This is a genomic window from Psychrobacter sp. R86515, assembly GCF_042466315.1.
Classification (GTDB): Bacteria; Pseudomonadota; Gammaproteobacteria; order Pseudomonadales; family Moraxellaceae; genus Psychrobacter.
In genome coordinates this window covers 3,024,401-3,046,252 of record NZ_JAXHCC010000001.1, presented here as the reverse complement: position 1 = coordinate 3,046,252, position 21,852 = coordinate 3,024,401, and the positions used below count along the sequence as shown (strand labels likewise).

At 41.4% G+C, this 21,852-nt stretch carries 19 protein-coding genes and 2 riboswitches; of the genes, 10 read left to right on the top strand and 9 right to left on the bottom strand.

Annotated elements, in window-relative coordinates:
* Positions 1-181: 181 nt before the first annotated feature.
* Together gcvH and gcvT are read right to left on the bottom strand one after the other, a co-directional pair.
* Positions 182-562 carry a glycine cleavage system protein GcvH gene (gcvH, locus tag SJY28_RS12455; protein ID WP_057760766.1) on the bottom strand — a complete coding sequence of 127 codons (381 nt, stop codon included), beginning with the start codon at positions 560-562 and terminating at the stop codon, positions 182-184.
* Positions 563-679: 117 nt separating this feature from the next.
* Entirely contained in the window at positions 680-1,861 is a 1,182-nt protein-coding gene (gcvT, locus tag SJY28_RS12450; RefSeq protein WP_379544691.1) for a glycine cleavage system aminomethyltransferase GcvT, read from the bottom strand.
* A gap of 168 nt (positions 1,862-2,029) precedes the next feature.
* Positions 2,030-2,178: riboswitch (glycine riboswitch) on the bottom strand.
* A gap of 66 nt (positions 2,179-2,244) precedes the next feature.
* A riboswitch (glycine riboswitch) is annotated at positions 2,245-2,384 on the bottom strand.
* Between the two features lie 249 nt (positions 2,385-2,633).
* Here gcvT and SJY28_RS12445 point away from each other — a divergent pair.
* The 6 genes from SJY28_RS12445 (at position 2,634) to SJY28_RS12420 (ending at position 9,875) form a co-directional block, all read left to right on the top strand.
* Positions 2,634-2,954, top strand: a complete 321-nt coding sequence (locus tag SJY28_RS12445; RefSeq protein ID WP_102092317.1) for a YcgL domain-containing protein — start codon at positions 2,634-2,636, stop codon at positions 2,952-2,954.
* A 261-nt stretch (positions 2,955-3,215) separates the two neighbouring features.
* Complete coding sequence (locus SJY28_RS12440; RefSeq protein ID WP_379544689.1) at positions 3,216-3,812, top strand: hypothetical protein; 597 nt, start codon at positions 3,216-3,218, stop codon at positions 3,810-3,812.
* Between the two features lie 301 nt (positions 3,813-4,113).
* Positions 4,114-4,977 (top strand): MoxR family ATPase, encoded by an 864-nt coding sequence (locus SJY28_RS12435; RefSeq protein WP_057760758.1) that lies wholly within the window; start codon positions 4,114-4,116, stop codon positions 4,975-4,977.
* Between the two features lie 13 nt (positions 4,978-4,990).
* Positions 4,991-7,120, top strand: a complete 2,130-nt coding sequence (locus SJY28_RS12430; RefSeq protein ID WP_379544688.1) for a nuclease-related domain-containing protein — start codon at positions 4,991-4,993, stop codon at positions 7,118-7,120.
* 2 nt (positions 7,121-7,122) lie between these two features.
* Positions 7,123-8,346 carry a VWA domain-containing protein gene (locus SJY28_RS12425; protein ID WP_379544687.1) on the top strand — a complete coding sequence of 408 codons (1,224 nt, stop codon included), beginning with the start codon at positions 7,123-7,125 and terminating at the stop codon, positions 8,344-8,346.
* 311 nt (positions 8,347-8,657) lie between these two features.
* On the top strand, positions 8,658-9,875 hold the full coding sequence (locus SJY28_RS12420) for a globin domain-containing protein (protein WP_379544686.1): 1,218 nt from the start codon (positions 8,658-8,660) through the stop codon (positions 9,873-9,875).
* Positions 9,876-10,090: 215 nt separating this feature from the next.
* On the opposite strand, the gene SJY28_RS12415 is transcribed toward SJY28_RS12420, so the two are convergent.
* The 7 genes from SJY28_RS12415 to SJY28_RS12385 form a co-directional block, all read right to left on the bottom strand.
* Positions 10,091-10,903 (bottom strand): phosphodiester glycosidase family protein, encoded by an 813-nt coding sequence (locus SJY28_RS12415; RefSeq protein ID WP_379544684.1) that lies wholly within the window; start codon positions 10,901-10,903, stop codon positions 10,091-10,093.
* A 106-nt stretch (positions 10,904-11,009) separates the two neighbouring features.
* Positions 11,010-12,824 (bottom strand): FMN-binding glutamate synthase family protein, encoded by a 1,815-nt coding sequence (locus tag SJY28_RS12410; protein ID WP_379544683.1) that lies wholly within the window; start codon positions 12,822-12,824, stop codon positions 11,010-11,012.
* A 204-nt stretch (positions 12,825-13,028) separates the two neighbouring features.
* Positions 13,029-14,162, bottom strand: a complete 1,134-nt coding sequence (gene rtcA, locus SJY28_RS12405) for an RNA 3'-terminal phosphate cyclase (RefSeq protein WP_379544682.1) — start codon at positions 14,160-14,162, stop codon at positions 13,029-13,031.
* Positions 14,163-14,326: 164 nt separating this feature from the next.
* Positions 14,327-14,551 (bottom strand): hypothetical protein, encoded by a 225-nt coding sequence (locus SJY28_RS12400; protein WP_379544681.1) that lies wholly within the window; start codon positions 14,549-14,551, stop codon positions 14,327-14,329.
* A gap of 222 nt (positions 14,552-14,773) precedes the next feature.
* Positions 14,774-15,349, bottom strand: coding sequence for a hypothetical protein (locus SJY28_RS12395; protein ID WP_379544680.1), 576 nt, complete (start codon positions 15,347-15,349; stop codon positions 14,774-14,776).
* Positions 15,350-15,415: 66 nt separating this feature from the next.
* Positions 15,416-16,003 (bottom strand): hypothetical protein, encoded by a 588-nt coding sequence (locus tag SJY28_RS12390; protein ID WP_197100070.1) that lies wholly within the window; start codon positions 16,001-16,003, stop codon positions 15,416-15,418.
* A 20-nt stretch (positions 16,004-16,023) separates the two neighbouring features.
* Positions 16,024-17,256 (bottom strand): RtcB family protein, encoded by a 1,233-nt coding sequence (locus SJY28_RS12385; protein ID WP_379544679.1) that lies wholly within the window; start codon positions 17,254-17,256, stop codon positions 16,024-16,026.
* Between the two features lie 235 nt (positions 17,257-17,491).
* Here SJY28_RS12385 and SJY28_RS12380 point away from each other — a divergent pair, with 235 nt between their 5' ends.
* From SJY28_RS12380 to SJY28_RS12365, 4 genes are read left to right on the top strand one after another with little or no spacing between them, the layout of a single operon-like run.
* Positions 17,492-18,496: a DUF4062 domain-containing protein gene (locus SJY28_RS12380; protein ID WP_379544678.1), complete on the top strand. Its 1,005-nt coding sequence runs from the start codon at positions 17,492-17,494 to the stop codon at positions 18,494-18,496.
* Positions 18,486-20,159, top strand: a complete 1,674-nt coding sequence (rtcR, locus tag SJY28_RS12375) for an RNA repair transcriptional activator RtcR (RefSeq protein WP_379544677.1) — start codon at positions 18,486-18,488, stop codon at positions 20,157-20,159. Before SJY28_RS12380 ends, rtcR begins: the two co-directional genes overlap by 11 nt.
* An 18-nt stretch (positions 20,160-20,177) precedes the next feature.
* Complete coding sequence (locus tag SJY28_RS12370; protein WP_379544676.1) at positions 20,178-20,984, top strand: polymorphic toxin-type HINT domain-containing protein; 807 nt, start codon at positions 20,178-20,180, stop codon at positions 20,982-20,984.
* A 33-nt stretch (positions 20,985-21,017) separates the two neighbouring features.
* Positions 21,018-21,839, top strand: coding sequence for a hypothetical protein (locus SJY28_RS12365; protein ID WP_379544675.1), 822 nt, complete (start codon positions 21,018-21,020; stop codon positions 21,837-21,839).
* Positions 21,840-21,852: the final 13 nt, after the last annotated feature.

Genomic DNA, 21,852 nt, shown 5'->3' with positions numbered 1-21,852 from the left:
AAGCATGGTCAATGAGCCAATACTTTCAATGAGAAAGGTTGTTCAAACAGTTTAAATAGAGAGTATAGATACCAGCTGTTGCCAGTATCTATGATGTTTAGTCGGGGCTAGTGCTTTGTACGAGCTAAAGTCTTACAAGTGCTAATGTCTTGCGAGAGCATGCTTAGCTTACGTGCTTAGCTTATAAGTCGCTTTCGTACTCGTCAGCAGTCATTAGTGCTTCGTAATCAGCGATGTTGTCAGGCTTCATTCTGAAGAACCAACCTTCACCGTATGGGTCAGAGTTGATGATTTCAGGGTCATCTTCTAGTGCTTCGTTGATAGCGATAACTTCACCTGAAATAGGTGCATAAACGTCAGAAGCCGCTTTTACTGATTCAACAACTGAGATTTCATCATCAACAGCGATGATATCGCCCACATCTGGTAGCTCAACGAATACCACATCACCCAATAGATCTTGAGCATGGTCAGTGATACCAACAGTGATCGTACCGTCGTCTTCTAGGCGTAGCCACTCGTGACTCGCAATATATTTTAGCTCTGCTGGGATGTTGCTCATGGTATCTCTCCTAAGTGATAGAGGTTAATTAACAAAAATAATGGAGGCTAGGCGTGTCGTCATTTTTATACTCGCGTGCAAAATGACAACGCGCTCTAATGATAGAATTTATAAGACCTAAGAGTCAAACTGTTGCTTGCCGTTACGGACAAAAGGTAGCTTTAATACGCGTACATCGACGAACTTACCTTTGCCGCGTAGATCGACTTGTACACTGTCATCGTCTGATAAGCTGGCAGGCACACGAGCAATCGCGATTGAATTTTTTAGGCTAGGGGAGAATGTACCACTGGTGATAATGCCAGTTTGCTCGTTATCAGTGCCTTGATTGATAGTCACTGTCATGCCTTCACGCAATACGCCACGCGTGGTCAATAGCAGACCCACTTGTTTCATGGCAGTGTTGTCTTCTTTTGACTGCTTACGTTTGCTGACCAATGCTTCACGGCCGACAAAGGCGCGGTCGTCTTTTAGTGCAAGCGTCCAGCCCATGTTGCACTCGTAAGGGCTGATGGTTTCGTCCATGTCATGGCCATAAAGGTTCATGCCTGCTTCCATACGTAAGGTATCGCGTGCGCCAAGACCGGCAGGTTTGATGCCATTTGCTTTTAATTGCTCAAAGAAAGCATGGGCATCATCGGCATGCATAATGACTTCAACGCCATCTTCACCAGTATAGCCAGTACGAGCTACAAACCAATCGGTGCCTTCGATATCGGTCAAATCAGCACCAACGAAAGGTTTTAGTGCTGCTAAGGTATCTGCCCAACTTGGTTTGGCTTGAGCCAGTTTTGCAATAGCATTTGGACCTTGGACGGCGAGCATGGCAAGCTCAGGACGCTCGGTAATCTCAATATTGAAACCTTCAGCGACCTTATTAAATTGTGCTAAATCCTTGTCACGAGTGGCTGCGTTAGAAACGATACGGTACTCAGTTTCTTCTGCGTTCATGAGGTAGACGATCAAATCATCAATGACGCTGCCTTGCTCATTGAGCATGCCAGAGTACAGCGCTTTACCAGCGGTAGTGAGTTTATTGACATCGTTTGCGAGCAGTTTTTGTAGCCATGCTTTGGTATCAGCGCCTTTGATATCAGTCACAACCATATGTGAGACATCAAACATACCTGCATCTGTACGTACCGCTTCGTGCTCTTCGATTTGTGAACCGTAATGAATTGGCAATTCCCAACCAGAAAAATCGACCAGTTTGCCCTCACTATCAATATGAGACTGGTAAAAAGGGGTGCGCTGAGGAGCTTGGTTGCTGCTAGAGTCTTGAGAATGGGTATCAGTCATAACAAATCCTTATGTGTACATCAGTCGTACTCGGCAGAGTAAGGAGTGATGCGCAACGTAAAAGTAGCGAGAAGCAATATTGCAAGGCGCAAATATCACATCAAAGGGTGATACAGAAAGCAAAGATGAAGACGTAAGCCAAACAGACGCTATACGTCAGTTTAAGCTAAAGCCCTATCTGTCCTGTGACCTGAGATTTTCAACACGAATCATCATTTTTGGGCAGTGATATGAGCCCTATCATCGATGATAGCGTATTTTCTCCCCTTCGGTGGGTAAGACGTCGTCCGTGCTTACCACTCTCCAGATTTGTTATGCCTTAGGTTTGATAAGGTAGTGCGCTATGAGCGTCATATTACTAAACACTATCAAACAACAGTGACATGCGTTTTTCAGTCCTTTTACCTGAGCGATTGGCAGGGTGGATGCGCCTTCGGTGGTTATCTAGCAATTGCGATAGTTGTATAACCAATAGGGTTCAATACAAAAACGATGCTGATAAACTCTCTCCTGAAAAACGCTTTTATTATGAAAGGTTCAAAGCGCTTTTACAAGTCATCAAAGCCATTAAAATAAATAAATTTGGCAAAAATGATGTTTTAATAGGGCAGTCTGTTAAATAGGTTATGTTTTACAACGATATTTTTATCGCTCATATCAGCGTTTTATCTGTGTGTTTTGACAAAAATTACGATAGCAAAACGCAAAGCGACTACTGGTATTTGCCTGAAATATGCTAACCTACGCCCATAGTTTCTGATAGGTGGTTTTTATGCATTGCGATATTTATAAATTTCCCAAACACGACGACATGTATATCTACATTGCGCGTCCTGATTATCCTGATGATACTGATGAAATCAAAGACTGGCTTGGTGTATTACCAAAAGATTTCCGTGCAGGTTTAGGCCGTAGTAAGTTCGTCATGCATTTGGATTTGGCGACTAAGGATAAGCTCGCCCGTGTCGATAAAGAAGAAGTACTGGCAAAACTGCAGTCTCAAGGCTACTTTGTGCAGTTGCCGCCGCAAGACGTGATGCGCCGCCAAGCAGAGCTGCGTGCTCGTGAATCGCAGGACAGCATCTACAATTAATAAATTTGTCAGCAAGTAAGTGTGGTAGGACATATCAGTGTGCTACCTTGAAAACAGCGTTGATAAAAACCTACGACACATTTGCTCACATGCATTTGAGTAGAGAGTCGTGATAAACTGACACCCTACGCAACGTACATATAAGCCTACATAATGCATAAGTTTATTATGTAGTTGGCCTCATTCTGGTTCTACAGAACGCACATATACCGCTAGACACAGATTGTGTCACCGGCGATAAACGCAGGTAAATAAACACGCATGGACTGGTTAAAAAATATCTTACATAGCTTACCGCTAGAGTCTATCAGTGACATTCTCGGTGAGATTGCCATTTGGTGGGGCCAAATGGTAAAGGATGTCCCGCCCGCTGATTTGCCGATGTATGCTTATCTGGGCGGTGCTGTTTTGGTACTAGTGCTATGGATACTCGTTGCTCGTGTATTGCCAAAACCATTGGGCGGTATGAGCTGGATGGTTCTGTTTGCGGTATTACTAGCACCAGGTACAGCGCTTGGCGATCCGAGCGAGCTTGCACCAGCCAGTATCAGCGTCGTCTATGCTGTGATGATGAAAGATTACGCAGGCGCGGTTGCCAATATGCTGCCGATATTGGTGATACTGGTCGCAGGGTTGTTTGTTGGTTTTGTATGGCAGTTGATACGCAGCGCATTTGCATCAAGTTTGGACAAAGCCCGTAGCCGCAGCGCAGAAGATACACAGGCCACATTGCAAATGACCACAGGCAGCTATTTGCCAGAAGGCGTTACCGTAACCGAACAGCCTGAGACTAACGTGAGCTCAAAAAAAGACAGTACATCGGCTAAGAAAACGGCTAACGATACATCTGACAAGTAATAAAAATAGGCTAGGCATTAAGATAGTACTATTGTTTTAGAATTTATTTGATACCCGAATAAAAAGACACCGCTGCGTGTCTTTTTTTTGTGCTCGACTGTTTATTAGGAATATAAATAATAGCTCACTATACATTGCACATAACAATTGTTAATAAATGCGAACGCATGAGTATTTTGGCAATGCATCAGGCTGTGCTAATCTAATTTATTCTTTACTAATTTATTCTTTACTAATTTATTCGTTATTATTCATTTATGTTTTAGACCTATCCATCTATAACAACAATCGAGATCTGATTATGACCACAGCTGACAATACTAAGCAAAACTTTACTGGTACCAGTAGTTATATTGCTACCGATGATTTGCAACTGGCCGTAAATGCCGCCATGACCTTACAAAAGCCATTACTGATCAAAGGTGAGCCTGGCACAGGTAAAACGTTGCTTGCCGAAGAAGTTGCTGAGAGTTTGGGCATGCCACTGATTACTTGGCACGTCAAATCGACGACTAAGGCGGAGCAAGGACTGTATGAGTATGATGCAGTATCGCGCCTGCGCGATTCACAGTTGGGTGATGATAAGGTCTATGACATTGCCAACTATATCAAGCCGGGTAAGCTGTGGGACGCTTTTACCAGTACAGAGCGTAGCGTACTACTGATTGATGAGATTGATAAAGCCGATATCGAGTTCCCAAATGATTTGCTACATGAGCTTGATAAGATGTCTTTTTATGTTTATGAGACGGGCGAGACTATAACAGCGGCGCAGCGTCCAGTAGTTATTATTACCTCAAACAATGAAAAAGAGCTGCCAGATGCGTTTTTGCGTCGTTGCTTTTTCCATTATATTGACTTCCCAGAAGAAGAAACCATGCGCCAAATTATCGAAGTGCATTTTCCAGATATTCAAGAAAAACTGGTCAATGATGCATTGGATATTTTCTATAAGCTGCGTGGTATTCAAGGTCTTAAAAAGCCGCCATCAACGTCTGAGTTGGTCGATTGGTTAACCTTGTTACTTGCTGATGATATGGCTCAGGACGAATTAGAAGAAAATCTGCGCGGTGAGAAATCTATCCCACCTCTATACGGTGCGTTGCTCAAAAACGAGGCCGATGTGAGTCTATTACAGCGTTTTGCCAATATGATGCGTCGTTAAAAGGAAGAGTACATTGTATTTCGATAAACAGTTTAGCACTTTCTTTTTAGGAAGTAATAATGATGAAGCATTATTAAAGACGCTTGAAGTATCACTTTTTAAAAGCAGTACTTCAGGTAAGTTTAATAGCGTATCTGATAAGCTAAATGACTTTTGGACATCTAACTTTATAGAAAACGTGACAACGGAGCAGATGAATAGTGAGAATTTCATTCTTGCTCTAAGTCAATATATTCGTTCAAAATCAATTAATAAAGATATAGTGATCAAGTTATTAGAACGCAATCGAAACAGTGTAGTCAAAGCAATACGTCAGTCAGGCATCATTGCGAACGCTGACCATTGTTCTTGGGTAGTTTTGAGAGAGATAAACAATCAAGTTGATTTTTTAGAGTTCAAGGATTTTCTACTTACAGTGGAATACATACAACTACAGTATCAAGAACGTTGTAACGCTTATAAAGAGCTTAAGAATCAAACACAGTTTGACCAAGTAACTGCTATGATATTTAGCAGTTTATATGCTTGTGAGTATTTGATACTAAGTCCAAAAAGTATAGATAGTCTTTATACCAAAATCCCTTATCAATATGGTGTTGAAGAATATATACCAGTTGAAAATGTATGGAAAGCGTTCAATCACATTATTACTAGTGCTAACATTCAAAAAAAGGAATTCACAGAAAAAACATTAGCGTTAATTTTTAAAGGTACTATGATGCCTTTTGTATTAGGTCAAAATTTAAATGATAAGCTTATAAATAGTTATGATAGTTTTAAAAGAATGGTAGCTTGTCAGATTGAGATTAATTTGTATCGAGATCAAGTTATAGACTCTTATTGTTTTGATTTAGAGAAAAATTACCATTTAGATAATAATCAACTAAAGCTTAAATCTAGTAGTAAAGAACCTGATTTATTTTCAGATAAGCTAACTATTTTATCTATTTATTGGTTATACAGAGGTTTTAATTCTTTAGAAAAAAGCCCTTATCTTATTCAGTTAGATAAAGGAGTTAATTTCAAAGCAAATCTAGAAGCTTTAGCAAAAACGCAAGGTATTATTTTACAGTTAGAAGAAGTGTATGGAATTAAGAAAGCTGACTTTGGCGAAGTATATGATTTATCTACTTTGATATTCACTATGCTAATGATTCAGGCTCATTTTGAATATAATTTTGTTCAACCATTTAAAGATATGGCTCGTAATGCCGAAATGCATCCTTTCATAGCATTGGAAAGGTTAGCTATAAAAGGATTCTCTGAAGGTAAAGATAGAATACCTTTAAATCATGCAAAAATGAAAGATAAAGCTATTAGCATGTCAGATTGGATATTAGAAGGTAGCGGAAATTCAAAAAAGAGAGAGATGAGCCGTATTTTGGATTTTTGGTCGCAAGATTTGCGAGAAGGCAAAAGCTCTTCTTATGGGGAAAAATCTTTTTATAAGCTTGATGGTTATATGTTTTCACTGCCATGGGTGACTTTTCAAAAGAACTTCAATACAGCCACCATAAATACTTTTAGAAAATTATATAAAAACAGAGCCAGTTTGAAATCTGAAACAGACTTAATGGAGCAAAATTTAGCTGGGTTATTAGCTAAATGTAAAGGCAGAGTCTACAGTCAGTATGAGCCTTCAGAGTCTGGAGTAGGTGAAATAGATGCGATCGTAGTATCGGAAGATAAGATTTTAGTTATTGAGCTTAAATCTACTTATGTAAAAATTAGCGTTAAAGAGATATATGAGTATAGAAATTTTGTATTGAAAAAAGCTGCGTACCAATTATCACGCAAGTCTGAATATGTTAGAGATGTTTTTTTGCCTAGCTTAGGACTCGATAGTTCTCAATTTAGTATTCATTCGTGGATTGTAGACACTACTTTAGAGTTTGACCATGAATATATTGATGGTTTCTTAAAAGTATCTTTTGAGGAGTTGGTGATTATTCTAAACGGACATAAACAGTATCTTTCAAATATGATGGATAACGATAACACTAATAAAAATCCTCTTAGCGGTTATGAAGAGAATTTAGAGGCACTGATTGAAAGTGTTGAGGGTAATACTTTTTGGACTACTAATTTATCGCTTATAAGTTCAATTCAAGAGTCAAATAATGCTTCTCCACTAAAGGCATAATTATGTTCATAAAATTATTCTATACCTTGCGTACTTACGGCGTGCCAGTCAGTACGCGCGAGCTGCTCGATCTCAATGCCGCGTTAGATAAAGGGCTGATGATGCAGTCGCATCCTGAAGATCCAGCACTGACTACTTTTGCTAGCCGCGAAGATATGTATCGGCTGATTCGACTGTGCATGGTCAAAGACGAGCGCCATTTTGATAAGTTCGATCGAGCCATGGCGGATTATTTTGAAGGTGTCGATAGTCTCGATATGGATGAGCTATTAGCCAAGCTAACGGACGTGCCCAAAGAGTGGCTAGATTTAAAGCTCGATCCAAAGAATCTGACCGAAGAGCAAAGACGATTACTGAAAAAGTACGGCTCGCTTGAAGAACTGATGAAGGCGTTAGAGGAACGGTTAAAAGAGCAAAAAGAGCGTCATCAAGGTGGTAGTAAATGGGTAGGAACGGGCGGGACTTCGCCGTTTGGAGCCTATGGTGACCATCCAGAAGGCGTGCGTGTCGGCGGCGAGTCTCGCAAACGTAGTGCGGCAAAAGTCTGGGAGCAACGCAAATATCGCAATCTCGATGATGATAATCAGCTCGGTACACGCCAAATTCAAATGGCGCTACGCAATCTGCGTCAGTTTGCACGGACCGGTAGTGCTGATGAGCTCGATATTCATGAGACCATTAAGCGTACTGCTAAAAAGGGTATGCTCGATATTCATATGCAAGCAGAGCGCCGTAACCGAGTCAAAGTGCTAATGCTGTTTGATGTGGGTGGCAGTATGGACATCCATGTCGAAGCGCTCGAAAAACTGTTTTCTGCGGCAAAAAATGAATTTAAAACATTAGAGTTCTTTTATTTTCATAACTGCTTGTATGACTATGTGTGGAAGGACAACAATCGTCGCCATAGTGCACCGATGCCAACGTTTGAGCTACTCAATAAATATGGCCGAGAGTATCGTGTTATCTTCGTCGGTGATGCATCGATGTCACCTTATGAGCTGATGACAGTCGGTGGTAGCGTAGAGTATATGAATAATGAAGCGGGCATCGTATGGCTGAAGCGAGTACTTGAGCATTTTGACAAAGTAACTTGGCTCAATCCTGAAAACCCGTCATATTGGCAATATACACAAACCATCGTTGAGATTAAAAAACTGTTTGAAAATAAAATGTATCCGATGACGCTACATGGTGTTGAAGAAATGACTCAGTATATGGCACGGTGATTTTGATATTCAGCCCGATTGATGAATAAGTAAGACCTGTTGACGCAGCTTAAATCCTTGTAAAAACAGCCGTTATGACAACATAGCGGCTGTTTTTTTGTCGATGCGAATAAGCTCGATATTGATTGTATATTGGTATGCCTAGTAAAGTGTGTTAACATTCATTTTAAATGAATGTTATAAATATTCTGAATTGGTCGGCTAACAATTTTGATGACTACTGTAAAAAGGTCTGCTCATTATTGTCAGTTTAGACGGATTATTTTTAACATCTCAATTTATCAATGAAGTTAATGACTAAGAGAAACAACATGGCCTCACCAAAAACGTTAGAAATCGTCACCGCAACTGTTCCTGTACTCGAAGAGCATGGCGTTGCGATTACCACCGTATTTTATAGAAACATGTTTAACGAGCACCCTGAGCTGTTAGATATTTTTAATGAAACCAATCAAAAATTGGGAAGACAGCAGACGGCGCTAGCGACGACAGTATTAGCCGCTGCCAAGCACTTGGACAAGTTGGCTACGCTATTGCCACAGGTTACCCAGATTAGCCATAAGCATAGAGCGTTACAGATATTGCCTGAGCATTATCCTATCGTCGGCAAACATCTAATTGTGGCGATAAAAGAAGTGCTAGGAGAGGCAGCCACTGACGACATCATTATTGCTTGGACGGAAGCTTATGATGAAATTGCCTCAGTATTTATCCAGATTGAACATGGTATGTATAAAGAGGCGATGTGGCAGGGGTTTGCACCGTTTAAGGTAATTAAAAAGGAAGCGGTCGCTACAGATATCGTAGCCTTTACCGTGGTACCAGTCGATAAGAGTGAGAACAATAAAGGCAATGATTTAGCAAACGCTCAAGAGATTGATTTAAGCAAGTTGACCTTGACCGCTGGTCAATATATCACGGTGAAAACAGACCCAAAAGACAGCGATCATATAGCCTTACGTCATTATTCTCTATACTCTGCAAGTACCGATACGGGCATTCAGTTTGCTGTTCGACGTGACAACCGTAATGAGCATCATGGGTTGGTCTCTAACTATATGCATGATCAATTAGAAGTAGGTGACACGGTTTTATTATCGGCTCCAGCTGGTGACTTTGCGCTCAATCAAGATTTGGTACAGCAAAATGATATTCCGTTAGTATTGATGAGTGCAGGAGTCGGGGTGACGCCTGTACTGTCTATGCTAGAGGCGCAAGTATTAGCCAATCCTAAACGTCCTATTATCTGGGTTTACGCCTGTCAAAATGTCGCTCATCATGCTTTTTCTGATCAGGTAGAGGCATTACTTGCTAAGGCTGAGAACGTAGAAAAGCATATATTTTACTTTGAGTCTGGGCAAATATTAGATGAGACGTGGCTTGCTAGCTTGCCTAAGCCTGCTGATATCTATGTGTGCGGCTCGATGCCGTTTATGGAGAGCATGATTGATGGTTTGGTAGCATTAGATCATGGTGTCGATAGCGTTCACTACGAACCGTTTGGCCCCAAAATGAGTTTGGGTGGCTAGTTTTTAACATATAGTCGGTGAACTACTAAACCGCTACGGCGTTATCCTCCTTAGATGTACTGTTTGTACAATCTGCAGTCGGCTGCCTTGTACCCATTTTAGAGTTCTTTAACTACAATATTCAAAATAAACGTTTATAAAAAAGCACTTAGCATGAAATAATCACGCTAAGTGCTTTTTTAATCTTAGTTGAAAATAAAGAGTATCAGGGCACATTACTCTTTATTTTCAACCAATCCAATCATCACACCCATCTCTTTTTTATCCTGCTTATCGATACTGGGCGCATATAAAGCTGAGGCAATACCACCATCCAAAAACAGCGCGTTTGAACAACCTAGCTCATCTTTAAATAGTTCTGCAAACTGATAAAAGGTCACAGGCTCATCGCTATTAACGAGCTGTATACTGCCATCACGGCAAACGCCTGCACCATTACGCAGTTTGATTGAGCTGCTGTCAGGGTTGAACTGTGGATGTATCTCGTCATTGATGACCAGCATAGGACCCGATTGCGTCGCATACCAAGGCTGCACATCACCATTGTTTAGCTGCTCATTTAACGCATTACTTTCGGTGATTTGCACTGTGCCAGCTTTGTCCCACCACATAACCCCATTAGGTAATAGATGAAAATTACCGCCACCTTCTTTTGTATTTAGCGATTTGAGTTCTTTGCCTTCGATGACTGTATAGCCAATCGGCGCATAGTTTTCATTATACATGCCTGCATTCATCGCAAAGCTGAGACTCTCATTGTTTGGTAATGTGGCCAATAACGCATCAAAGGTTAGCAAAGGCTTATTGTTATCAGAGGATTGCCAAAACAGTTGTAATGAATAACGCTCGCTCGCTAACGCGGTAGCATCCACACGGCAGACACTGTAAGCAAAAGGCGTGTCTTCAGTCTGACATGACCAGCTATCGGTATTGCTACTAGCCGCATTAGTATTCGTCTGCTGGCAGGCGCTCAGACCGAGCGCAAGCACTATCGTTGATAGGGATAAGGTAAAAATAGAACTTGGCATCAATCACGCATCTTTTTAATGTATAAATTATTTAAATTTGGTCACTATCTACTGCTTAATTACACCTTCATTACTACTTTTTAAGGACAACGATTTAGGCGCTGATTCAGTCGCTAGTAGGCGGAAAGTCACGGATTGTATTATTCACATTACCAATTAATCGTCCACCATCGGTGATGTTGGTTAAATGCTCAGAATTATATCCAGCGCTGTGTTCTGTTGGCGCGCCAGTTTCTTTGCCCTTATCGCGCGAGTCTTTGTTATAAGCAATGAGCGCATCATTATTAGCTAAGAAGCTATCAGGGTTTGCCATGACCCACATCTGGTTAAATACGTCAGCACGGGCACTATGATCTAGCAGCGCACCTTTATCAGCAAAATAGAAAAACTTGGATAACAGCTTAATCTGCCCATCGTCTAAGCGGCGTGCGATATGATACGGCTGTAATTGGCTAGGATGCTGTAAACCGACCGCGCCTACGATACTGGCAAGCGATTTTAGCGTGTTTTTGTGGAAACTTGCAACACGCTCAGCCTTACTAGGGACGTCGAGCGCCTTTTGACGGTAAGGGTCTTGAGTTGCCACACCTGTCGGACAAGTGTTGGTATGACAAGAGCGCGACTGAATGCAGCCGACTGCAAACATAAAGCCACGTGCTGAGTTACACCAATCGGCACCTAGCGCAATCATGCGAGCAATATCAAAGCCTGATACGATTTTTCCACTAACACCAAGCTTAATTTTGTCACGAATACCTGCACCGACTAAAGTGTTATGAACCAATAAAAACCCTTCAACCATGGGCATGCCGACATTGTCCATAAACTCAACGGGCGCTGCACCTGTGCCGCCTTCTGCACCATCGATAACGATAAAATCAGGATAGTTATCCGTCTCTATCATCGCTTTTACAATCGCCATAAACTGCCATGGCTGACCAATACATAGCTTAAAGCCAACTGGCTTGCCGCCTGATAAATCACGTAGCTGCTGCCAAAAGGCGACTAACTCGCGCGGGGTGCTAAATGCAGTATGCGAAGAGGGCGAAATGCAGTCTTGACCCGTCGGCACTTGGCGCGTGTCGGCAATCTCTTGGGTGATCTTGCTAGAGGGTAGGACACCACCTTTACCAGGCTTGGCACCTTGTGAAAGCTTGATTTCAATCATTTTAACTTGGGGATCGACGGCTTTTTCAGCAAAAGACTGTGGATCAAAGTTACCATCATTATCACGGCAACCAAAATAACCCGTACCCAATTCCCAAATCAAATCGCCACCGAATTTGCGATGGTAAGGGCTGATCGCACCTTCGCCCGTGTCATGGGTGAAACCGCCGAGTTTTGCGCCTTGATTGAGTGCCATGATGGCGTTGGCTGACAGACTGCCAAAGCTCATCGCAGAGATATTAAATACCGACATATCGTGCGGCTGCTGACAACGCTCACCGCCGACCATGATACGGAAGTCTTTGTTCTCTAGTGGTGCACTGATGGTGGATTGCAAAAACCACTCTTTACCATGAGTATATAAATTATCTAGCGTACCAAAGGCATTGGTATCACTAACGTTCTTAGCACGTTGATAGACCAAAGCACGCTGCTGGCGCGAAAACGGTACTTGTTCTTTATCATCCTCGAGCAAATATTGACGAATCTCTGGGCGAAAGTCCTCTAATACATAGCGGACATGACCTGCGATAGGGTAATTATTCAAGATGGCATGCTTGGATTGAATGACATCGTAAATGCCCAAAGCTACCCCAAATCCACCAATGAGAATCAGCCACCAGTTCAATAATAATAACCCTGCTAAAAACAGAAAAACGGCGGCGGCAAAGGTGCTATAGCGCAACAGTACACCGATTAAATAGGGCGAATTACTTTTTGGTTCAGGATTTAGATTGGTACGAGATTGGGGCATAGCGAGGCTCGGTAATAAAATATGGAAATTAAAAAACGCGATAATTATATATAACAGATAAAAATAATTTGCCTCAAGCATCAATACGTATGATGTTGAGAGCAAATAATATTTATCTTAACTTATAATTAACGCGCATATTGTACGGTTATGATATCACGGCTTAGAGATAATTGAGTAAGGTATGATTGTGCCATGACTTTCTCAACAAACCACTCGCACCAAAATTTTTTGCTCATCAACCGCTTCAAACTTAAAGTCAACGGGCAAAAACTGCTCAATCAGCCATGCTTGGGTTTCGGTATGTTGGCTGATGGTTCTTGCGGTAAACTCGCCACCACCAGATAAGGCTAATGGCAATAGCAACTGGTCTGTTAAGTACTCATCGACTAGCGCATCAGTTTTAAAGAGATAACGTTTAACCAAGCCTGCCAGTCTATTACCCATTTTCTCAGCTGAGCTGCGTTTTTCACCCAGTAGGGTAAATATTTCGTGATGCAGATGATCGCCACATTCATGAGTAACCTGTGCATAGCAAGTATTGCCTTCACCGATACCGTCCAGCTTATTTGCTTTGCTGGTAATAAGTGAGTCATCCACTCCGCTTTCAAGCAGTACGGATTTAGCGCTGGCAAGTTCACGTTTGCCAATGTCATATTCTAAATTTAGGACGCTGGCTACTAATGCGATATTTGTCAGCACTCCACGTTCGGTTAGCATTAATGGCTTGGAGTCAGCACGGCGCATGAACGGTGTAATGGTCGTCTTAATCAGGCCGCCACCGATGGGCGCAAAGCCTGCTTGCACACATCCAATATCTACTTGCATGCCTAATTTCGCCAGTGCAGGCACAAATGCGTGCTGCAAAAAGTCCGTGGTGGGCGCTAATGGATTATGCGTACCGCCTTTTATACTCACTGTTGAATGAGATCTTTGTTCTGTATTGGCAAAAAGTAGGGCAGGGAGTAGCGTTTGTAGCACGAGACTGGTACTGCCAGCCGAGCCAATATCAAAATGGTACTCACCAGATTGAATCGCATTAGGCGCAAAGCGAAACGATGAACTGCCCAACGCTGCGCCTGTCACGCTAGCGTTCGATATCTGTTGTGACGCTTGTACGCACATCAAGTGCTGACGCATTAGCCCAGGCTTGGCTCGCCCAGCGCGAATATTGGTGATTTCAATCGGTATACCTGTGAGCATCGATAATGAGAGAGCGGTACGAATGATTTGTCCGCCACCTTCGCCTGTGCTGCCATCTATTTTTAAGGTCGCGCGCTTAGTGCTCGCAGTATGGCTACTGGCAGTACTGGCGCTATGGTTAGGTATAAAGCTCATCGGTACACTCTCAGGTTTAATTTGTTGTAGTGTCACACTTTTGTTGTATTTGGTCGTGCTTAACGCGCCATAAAATAAAGAGCCTAAAAAATACGGTATGACGCATATTTTTTAGGCCCTGTTCATCTATCAATTTATCAAGGTTTAGCTTTAGATATCAACGTTTAGCCGTTGAATTTCTTCGCTATTAGATCTTTGATAAATACCACAACAGCAGCGCTGTGCTCAGAGTTTTTGATCTCATCTAATAGCTCAGTTTTTGACATGCTTTGGTATCTTTGGATATCTTCGCTGCTGATGTTTTTTGCGCTGTCGATCAAGCCTGATAGGCCATTTTCATCGTTATCACCACCAGTTACGGCGCCTAACATATCGTTCATGTTCATCATGGTTATTTCCTCGTATAAAAGTCATTATCAAGTTTTTCAATGTGAAAGTGCTTATAAATCTGCGCTGTGGTCACATACCACACACACTTTAGTTTACCGCATCTATATTCGTTTAGGGGTATTAAAGTCGCTCATGCAAATGATTTGCGCCAACTTCTTTTGCATATCGCTACGGATAAGTAGAGTCTCTGCGAGTTTCATTTTGGTTCTCTCTTATTATAATCAGGATTCAATATCGCCCCAAAAATCAATATGATTTGGTGCATCGATTATTGGAAATTTATCTGACAATTCAAAACGAAATTCATGAGCAAAATAGTGTGCTAAATCGTATCCATAGTAAATGATGTCTGTCTGATAAATAGAAAAGACAGGGTTGCCAGTTTTATGTGGTTCACTAGGAATGTATCGGTGCGAGTAAATGGGTATCATTTTAGGATAAGTCTCATAATAAATTTCAGCGACCATAATATTTTTATTAAGATCATTAGACTTTTCACCCCATTCTTCCATCCAGAATGCATTATGCTCTATATCAAACACTATGCCACTAAATGGCCAATCTATTCTTTTACGAATATCCATGGCCTCAATTTTTGACTGTAAACCTAGTCGCCAGTTAACAAAACCATTAGATATGGGCAGCTCTTTTTGTAAAAAATATTGTAAATCAGGTGGAAACCTTAAATTGAATTTATTTTCAATTTGTTGAACTTCTTCATCAGATAGCCCATGTTCAAATTTGACTTTTTTTGCTTTGATTTTTCGTATGATTTCTATAGTTTGAGCATGTTTCATGATGTTTTCTTCTAATTTTAAAAGCTGATTTCAAAATAATTAAATGAGGCACTTATTACCAATATTTTAATCTTCCCAATAAAAAAGCCCATCGTAATAAGAGAGATAATTATCAACCAGTACAGAAGGTATTTTTTCAGCTATTTCCAATGGTGTAGTCAGTGCAAGTGTATTCAAACGAATTAAGCCTTTGCGAGTCAAAATTTTTTCTACTTTCTGAGCAAGATTCTTCACCGCACTATTGGTCAAGTTATCTAGCATTTTACGGCTTGGTAGATAATGAGAACACATTGAAGGGTCATGAATAGGCCATGACTTTGAACCTTGCATAAAGACATAGTAAGGTAGCATTCGATGAAATAGAATTATAAGCCCTTCATAGCTCTCAAGACTTTCGAGAGGATTACTAGTAAAGTCAGAAGTCTGCTGGTAAAACCATGCATCACAGTAAGAGGCATAACCTGAACCATAATGATCTACTTCTAGTTGAAATAGAGTTTGAGTATGACTTTTTATCTCTTCACAGAGGCTTCTATAATAACCTTCTATCGTAGACTCTTCTCCTGTATTGAAAGGATGCCCGTGCCAAACAATCTCTTTTTTTTCAACATGAATTTGGTGGATCAAATCATATAGATTAATAGTTTGTTTCATAACAATCTCCTTTTAAAAATTTAGCCTTTAACACAAACCACCTGACGCAAAGTATGTACCACTTCTACCAAATCGCTTTGCGCTTGCATCACGTCATCAATATTTTTATAAGCCGCTGGAATCTCATCAATCACATCCGCGTCCTTTCGGCATTCTACGCCAGCAGTCTGTGCAATTTGATCGGCGACCGTAAATACCTTTTTCGCCTCAGTACGTGACATGATACGACCTGCACCATGCGAGCAAGAGCAAAACGATTCTTCATTACCTTTACCGCGTACGATGAATGACTTGGCACCCATTGATCCCGGAATGATTCCGTATTCACCAACGCGAGCCCGTACTGCGCCTTTACGGGTCACAAATACTTCTTCGCCGTAATGTTGCTCTTTTTCTACATAGTTATGATGACAGTTCACCGCTTTTACGGCTGCATCAAAAGGCTTAGGTATGATTTGGCGTAGCGCTTTGATGGCTTTTTCCATCATGATTTCACGGTTTTTAAAGGCAAAACGCTGCGCCCAACCAACCGCAAACCAATAATCATCAAAATGTTCTGTACCTTCGGCAAAGTAGGCCAAATCTTTATCTGGCAAATTAATAAACCACTTGCGCATGTCCTCACGTGCCAGCTCAATAAAGTAGCGACCGATGGCATTACCCACACCGCGTGAGCCTGAGTGCAGCATGATCCAAACTTGGTTGGTCTCATCAAGGCACACCTCAACGAAATGATTCCCCGTACCCAGCGTACCCAAATGATTAAGGTTATTGGTGTTTTTTAGGCGAGGGTGCTTTTGGGTTATATAGTTAAAATCATCAACCAGCGTTCCCCAACCATTCATGACGGTGTCGTCAGGATTTGCCCACGCACCGACATCACGGCGTGATCCGCGACCACGCGTTTTACTACGACCATGTGGAATGACTTTTTCTAATTCGGTACGCAGGCCAAGCAAGCTATCTGGCAAATCGTTTGCGGTTAGGGTGGTTTGTACGGCCATCATTCCGCAGCCGATATCGACGCCAACGGCTGCTGGAATAATCGCTTCTTTGGTTGGCAGTACCGTACCAATAGTTGCACCAATACCGACATGCACATCGGGCATTACTGCAAGCCATTTATATACAAACGGCATTTTTGATGCTTTGATCAATTGCTCGTGTGCTTTTGGATCAACGGGCACGCCCTTGGTCCAAAGTCTAATAGGCGTTCCACCGTCTTGAATAATATTATGAGTAGTTGGTTGCATGTCGTATTCCTTAGCAGTGCAAAGTTTGTTTATTATGAAAGATGATTCTTACTTTATATAATGCTAAGGGTGTGCCAAGTTTTTAAAATACTCAAAACCTAATAGTAAGTAATTGATATATTTAAATAAATTAAAAAATAAAAGTAACTATTAATATGAGATATAATTAAACCAATTTCTGAAAATATGATATTTTATAAAAATATAGAAAATTAACTATAAAAGGTCAGCGTATATGGATAAGAGATATCAAGTATTTGTGAGTTCTACATTTGCAGATTTAAAAGATGAGCGAAGTAATGTTATTCAAACACTTATGGAAATGGACTGTATACCCGCTGGGATGGAATTGTTTCCTGCCCTAGATGAAGAGCAATTTGAATTCATTAAAAAAGTGATTGATGACAGTGACTACTACCTACTTATTGTAGGTGGTAGATACGGTAGTCTGTCCGATGAGGGTGTTAGCTACACAGAAATGGAATACGATTACGCTATCAGTAAAGGCATTAAGGTTATCGCATTAGTCCACGGCAGCCCTGAAAAACTAGCTGTTGAAAAAGTGGAAATGGACTCCGAGGCTCAACAAAAACTACAAGCATTTAAGCAAAAAGTGACTACTAATCGTTTGGTGAAATTTTGGGATGATGCAAAAGAGTTATCTGGTTTAGTTGCGCTTAGTTTGCCCAAAACAATTAAAACTTATCCAGCTGCGGGGTGGGTAAGAGGAAATGAAGCAACGGACAATACTGAACTATTAAAACAGTTGAATGATCTTAGACAAGAAAATAGTAAGCTTGAAAAACAGATTCAGGTTTTACAAGCAAATAATACTGAAATATTAGACTTAGCTCAAGGTGAGGATATTTTGACTATTAGTATTAGACATAACGTTAACAGAGGAGGTAAAAGAGAAAAAGTAAAGTTAGAATACTATATTTCGTGGAATGAAATACTAAAGTTTATTGTTCCTAAAGTTTTACAGCCTTATCCTGAAAGAGCTATTCATGCAAATTTCACAAATTATATAGCTTCTAAATATCCGGATGATTTTGATATTGTTTCAATAGATACAATAGACTTTGAGAATATTAAAATTCAATTATTAGCTCTTGAATATATAAGATTATTAGGCGATCCGATGGATATATTCTGGGAGATTATGCCTAGTGCGCGAAAAAAAATAGTCAGGTCATTGGCTTTTAAAAGATATGAGAGTGACCTAACTAATGATGAATAAAACAGCCGTCATCGGCTTCCTCGGCACTACCTTAGACAATGGCTTTAATGACAAGCGTTGGCAACGTTGGCGACCAACCGTCAGTTTGGGTCTGCATGATGAGCTACTGGTCGATGAGCTGCATATCTTATATAGCAAGCGTGATAAACGGCTGTTTAAAATAATTGTCGATGACGTGGCACAAGTTAGTCCGAACACTACCGTTATTGGTCATCATGTGGCGTTGAGCAGTCCGTGGGATTTTGCCGACGTTTATGCTGAGTTGTATGACTTTGCCGCAGGGTTTGATTTTCAGGACAATACCGATTACTTACTGCATCTGACCACAGGTACGCACGTGGCACAGATTTGCTGGTTTTTATTGGTAGAAGCGGGCTTTATTCCCGCTGATTTGATTCAGACTTCTCCTTGCCCAAGACCCGACCAAGCTGATCCACAAGGGCGCTATCAAGTGATTGACTTGGACGTCTCGCGCTATGATGGTTTACGTGAACGCTTTGAAGCAGAAAAACAGCAACATTGGCAAACCTTGCAAGCCAACCTAGTCACACAAAATGCCGCTTACCAAAAGCTCATATCCGATATCGAAAAGGTCGCCACACGATCAACCGCACCCATACTATTGATGGGCGCAACAGGGGCGGGCAAGTCGCAACTGGCAGGCCAAATTTACGCGCTCAAAAAAGCCAAAGCCAGCAGTACGCAAGGCAAAAACACGCTTGAACAATTCATCGAGGTCAACTGCGCTACGCTGCGTGGTGACACTGCCATGAGTGTGTTATTTGGTCATGTCAAAGGGGCATTTACGGGCGCTGCGACGAGTCGGGATGGGCTGCTAAAATCAGCCGATGGTGGTTTATTATTCTTAGATGAAATCGGTGAGCTTGGGCTTGATGAGCAAGCGATGCTATTAACCGCACTGGAGGAGCAGCGCTTTTATCCGCTCGGTAGTGATACGCCGATTAGCGTGTCGTTTCAGCTAATGGCAGGCACCAATAAAGACTTGCGGCAAGCGGTCGCTAATGGCGAGTTTCGGGCAGATTTATTTGCGCGTCTTAATACATGGACGTTTTTTTTGCCATCGCTGAAAGATAGGCTAGAGGATCTACCTGCCAATATCGATTACGAGCTGGCGCGCTTGGGTAGCGAGCAACAGCAGCAATATCGCTTTACCCCAGAAGCAAGGCAGTTGTACGAAGCTTTTGCGATGAGTGCGGATGCGACATGGCAGGGGAACTTTCGTGATTTGACTGCCAGTATGATTCGTCTGACCACACTGGCTGAAAGTAAGGTGATTCGCAATGATGATGTACAAGCGGAGATTGAACGCTTAACGCATCTTTGGGAATTGCCTGATAGTTTGAATGGTTCGAATAGTTTAAGTAAGAAAAGTGCTACTTTAGATAGCGAAACCATCGAACAGGGTAGCCATAACGTTTTACGCCAATACCTCGATGAGGAAACTCTTGCGACTATTGATCCGTTTGATGCGGTGCAACTGGCGTATGTGATTGAGGTATGTATCAGCTATAAAAACCAAGCGGCGGCGGGGCGCTATCTATACGCGAATTCGCGCGATAAATTAAAAAGCCCGAACGATAGCGATAGATTGCGTAAGTATCTAATGAAATTTGGGCTGAGGTTTGATGAGTTAAAACGATAATATAAAAAAGGATAGGACATGAATAATGCAGGATTTGCAGCAGGGACACTTATCCATACGGATCAAGGTTTAGTACCGATTCAGGGTATTAAAGTGGGCGATAGGGTACTCTCCAAGCCTGAAGATGGTAGCGGTGACATAGAGTATAAGCCTGTGGTTAAGACCTTTGTGCATGAAGACAAAGAGATGTGGATCGTGCGTTTAGAGAAAAATCTTGAGAAGTTTAATAAAGATCGAGAGATGGTTGATTATCAAACATACAAGTCAGCTAGTCGCTTTAGTAGTTTTCTAGCGACGCCCAATCACCCTGTTTGGGTAGTCGGTGCCATGGAAAACCCACAGGAAGATATTGAGTTCTATGACCAGCCTCACTTTAAACGTGTGGATGAACTACAGCAGTATGAAATTGCTGTGAATACCGATGGCGTAATGTATACCGTTGAGCGTGTGCAACCTACCTATCAAGTCGCTAATGATAATTTAGAATTCAATCCAAATTATTACTGGTATCAAAAACATTATCATGAAGACTACTACGATGATTATGTACAAGATGCCGAAGCGCATATGCTCGACTACAGCGAAGTAGAATATAAGGGTATGGGATATGTTGATGACATTAGCTTTTATCAGGAGAAAGGCTATTTGGGCCAACATATTGAAGATAATGGAGGCACCATGCGGATGTTCAATCAATTGACCAACGCGCAAGGTGAACACATTTTATATCAGGCAACCGTCTATAACTTTGAGGTGGCAGACAACCATACCTACTTCATTGGTCGAGCTGGACTATGGGTACATGATGCGAGTTTAAATAACTAACCACATCAATAATAAAAAATGAAAGGAAGATTAATGAACAACACAGGATTTGTGGCAGGCACATTGATTCATACGGATAAAGGGTTAGTGCCAATCCAAGATATCAAAGTGGGCGACTTAATTTTATCAAAGCCTGTGCTCTCCAAGCCTAAACATGGTAGTGGTGACATAGAGTATAAGCTTGTGGTCAAGACCTTTGTGCATGAAGACGAAGAGATGTGGATCGTGCGTTTAGAAAAAAATATTGAGAAGTTTAATAAAGATCGCGAGATGGTTGATTATCAAACATACAAGTCAGCTAGTCGCTTCAGTGATTTTCTAGCGACGCCCAATCACCCTGTTTGGGTCGTTGGTGCCATGGAGAATCCACAGGCGGACATTGAGTTCTATGACCAGCTTCACTTTAAACGTGTGTATGAACTACAGCAGTATGAAATTGCTGTGAATACTGATGGCGTAATGTATACCGTTGAGCGTGTGCAACCTACCTATCAAGTCGCTCATAAAGATTTGGAGAGTAATCCAAACTATTTTTGGTATCAAAAGCATTATCACGAAGACTATTACGATGATTATGTGCAAGATGCCGAAGCACATATGCTCGACTACAGTGAGGCAGAATATAAGGGTACGGGCTATGTTAATGATATTAGCTATTATCAGCGACATGGTTACTTTGATATTGGCATCCTAGATAAAGAAGGTAATCCACGAATACTAAATCATCTAACGAATGATCAAGGCGCGCCTATCCCTTATAACACAACCGTCTATAACTTTGAGGTGGCAGACAATCATACCTATTTTATTGATCAAGCAGGACTATGGGTGCATGATGCCAGTTCAAATAACTAATTGCATCAATAAT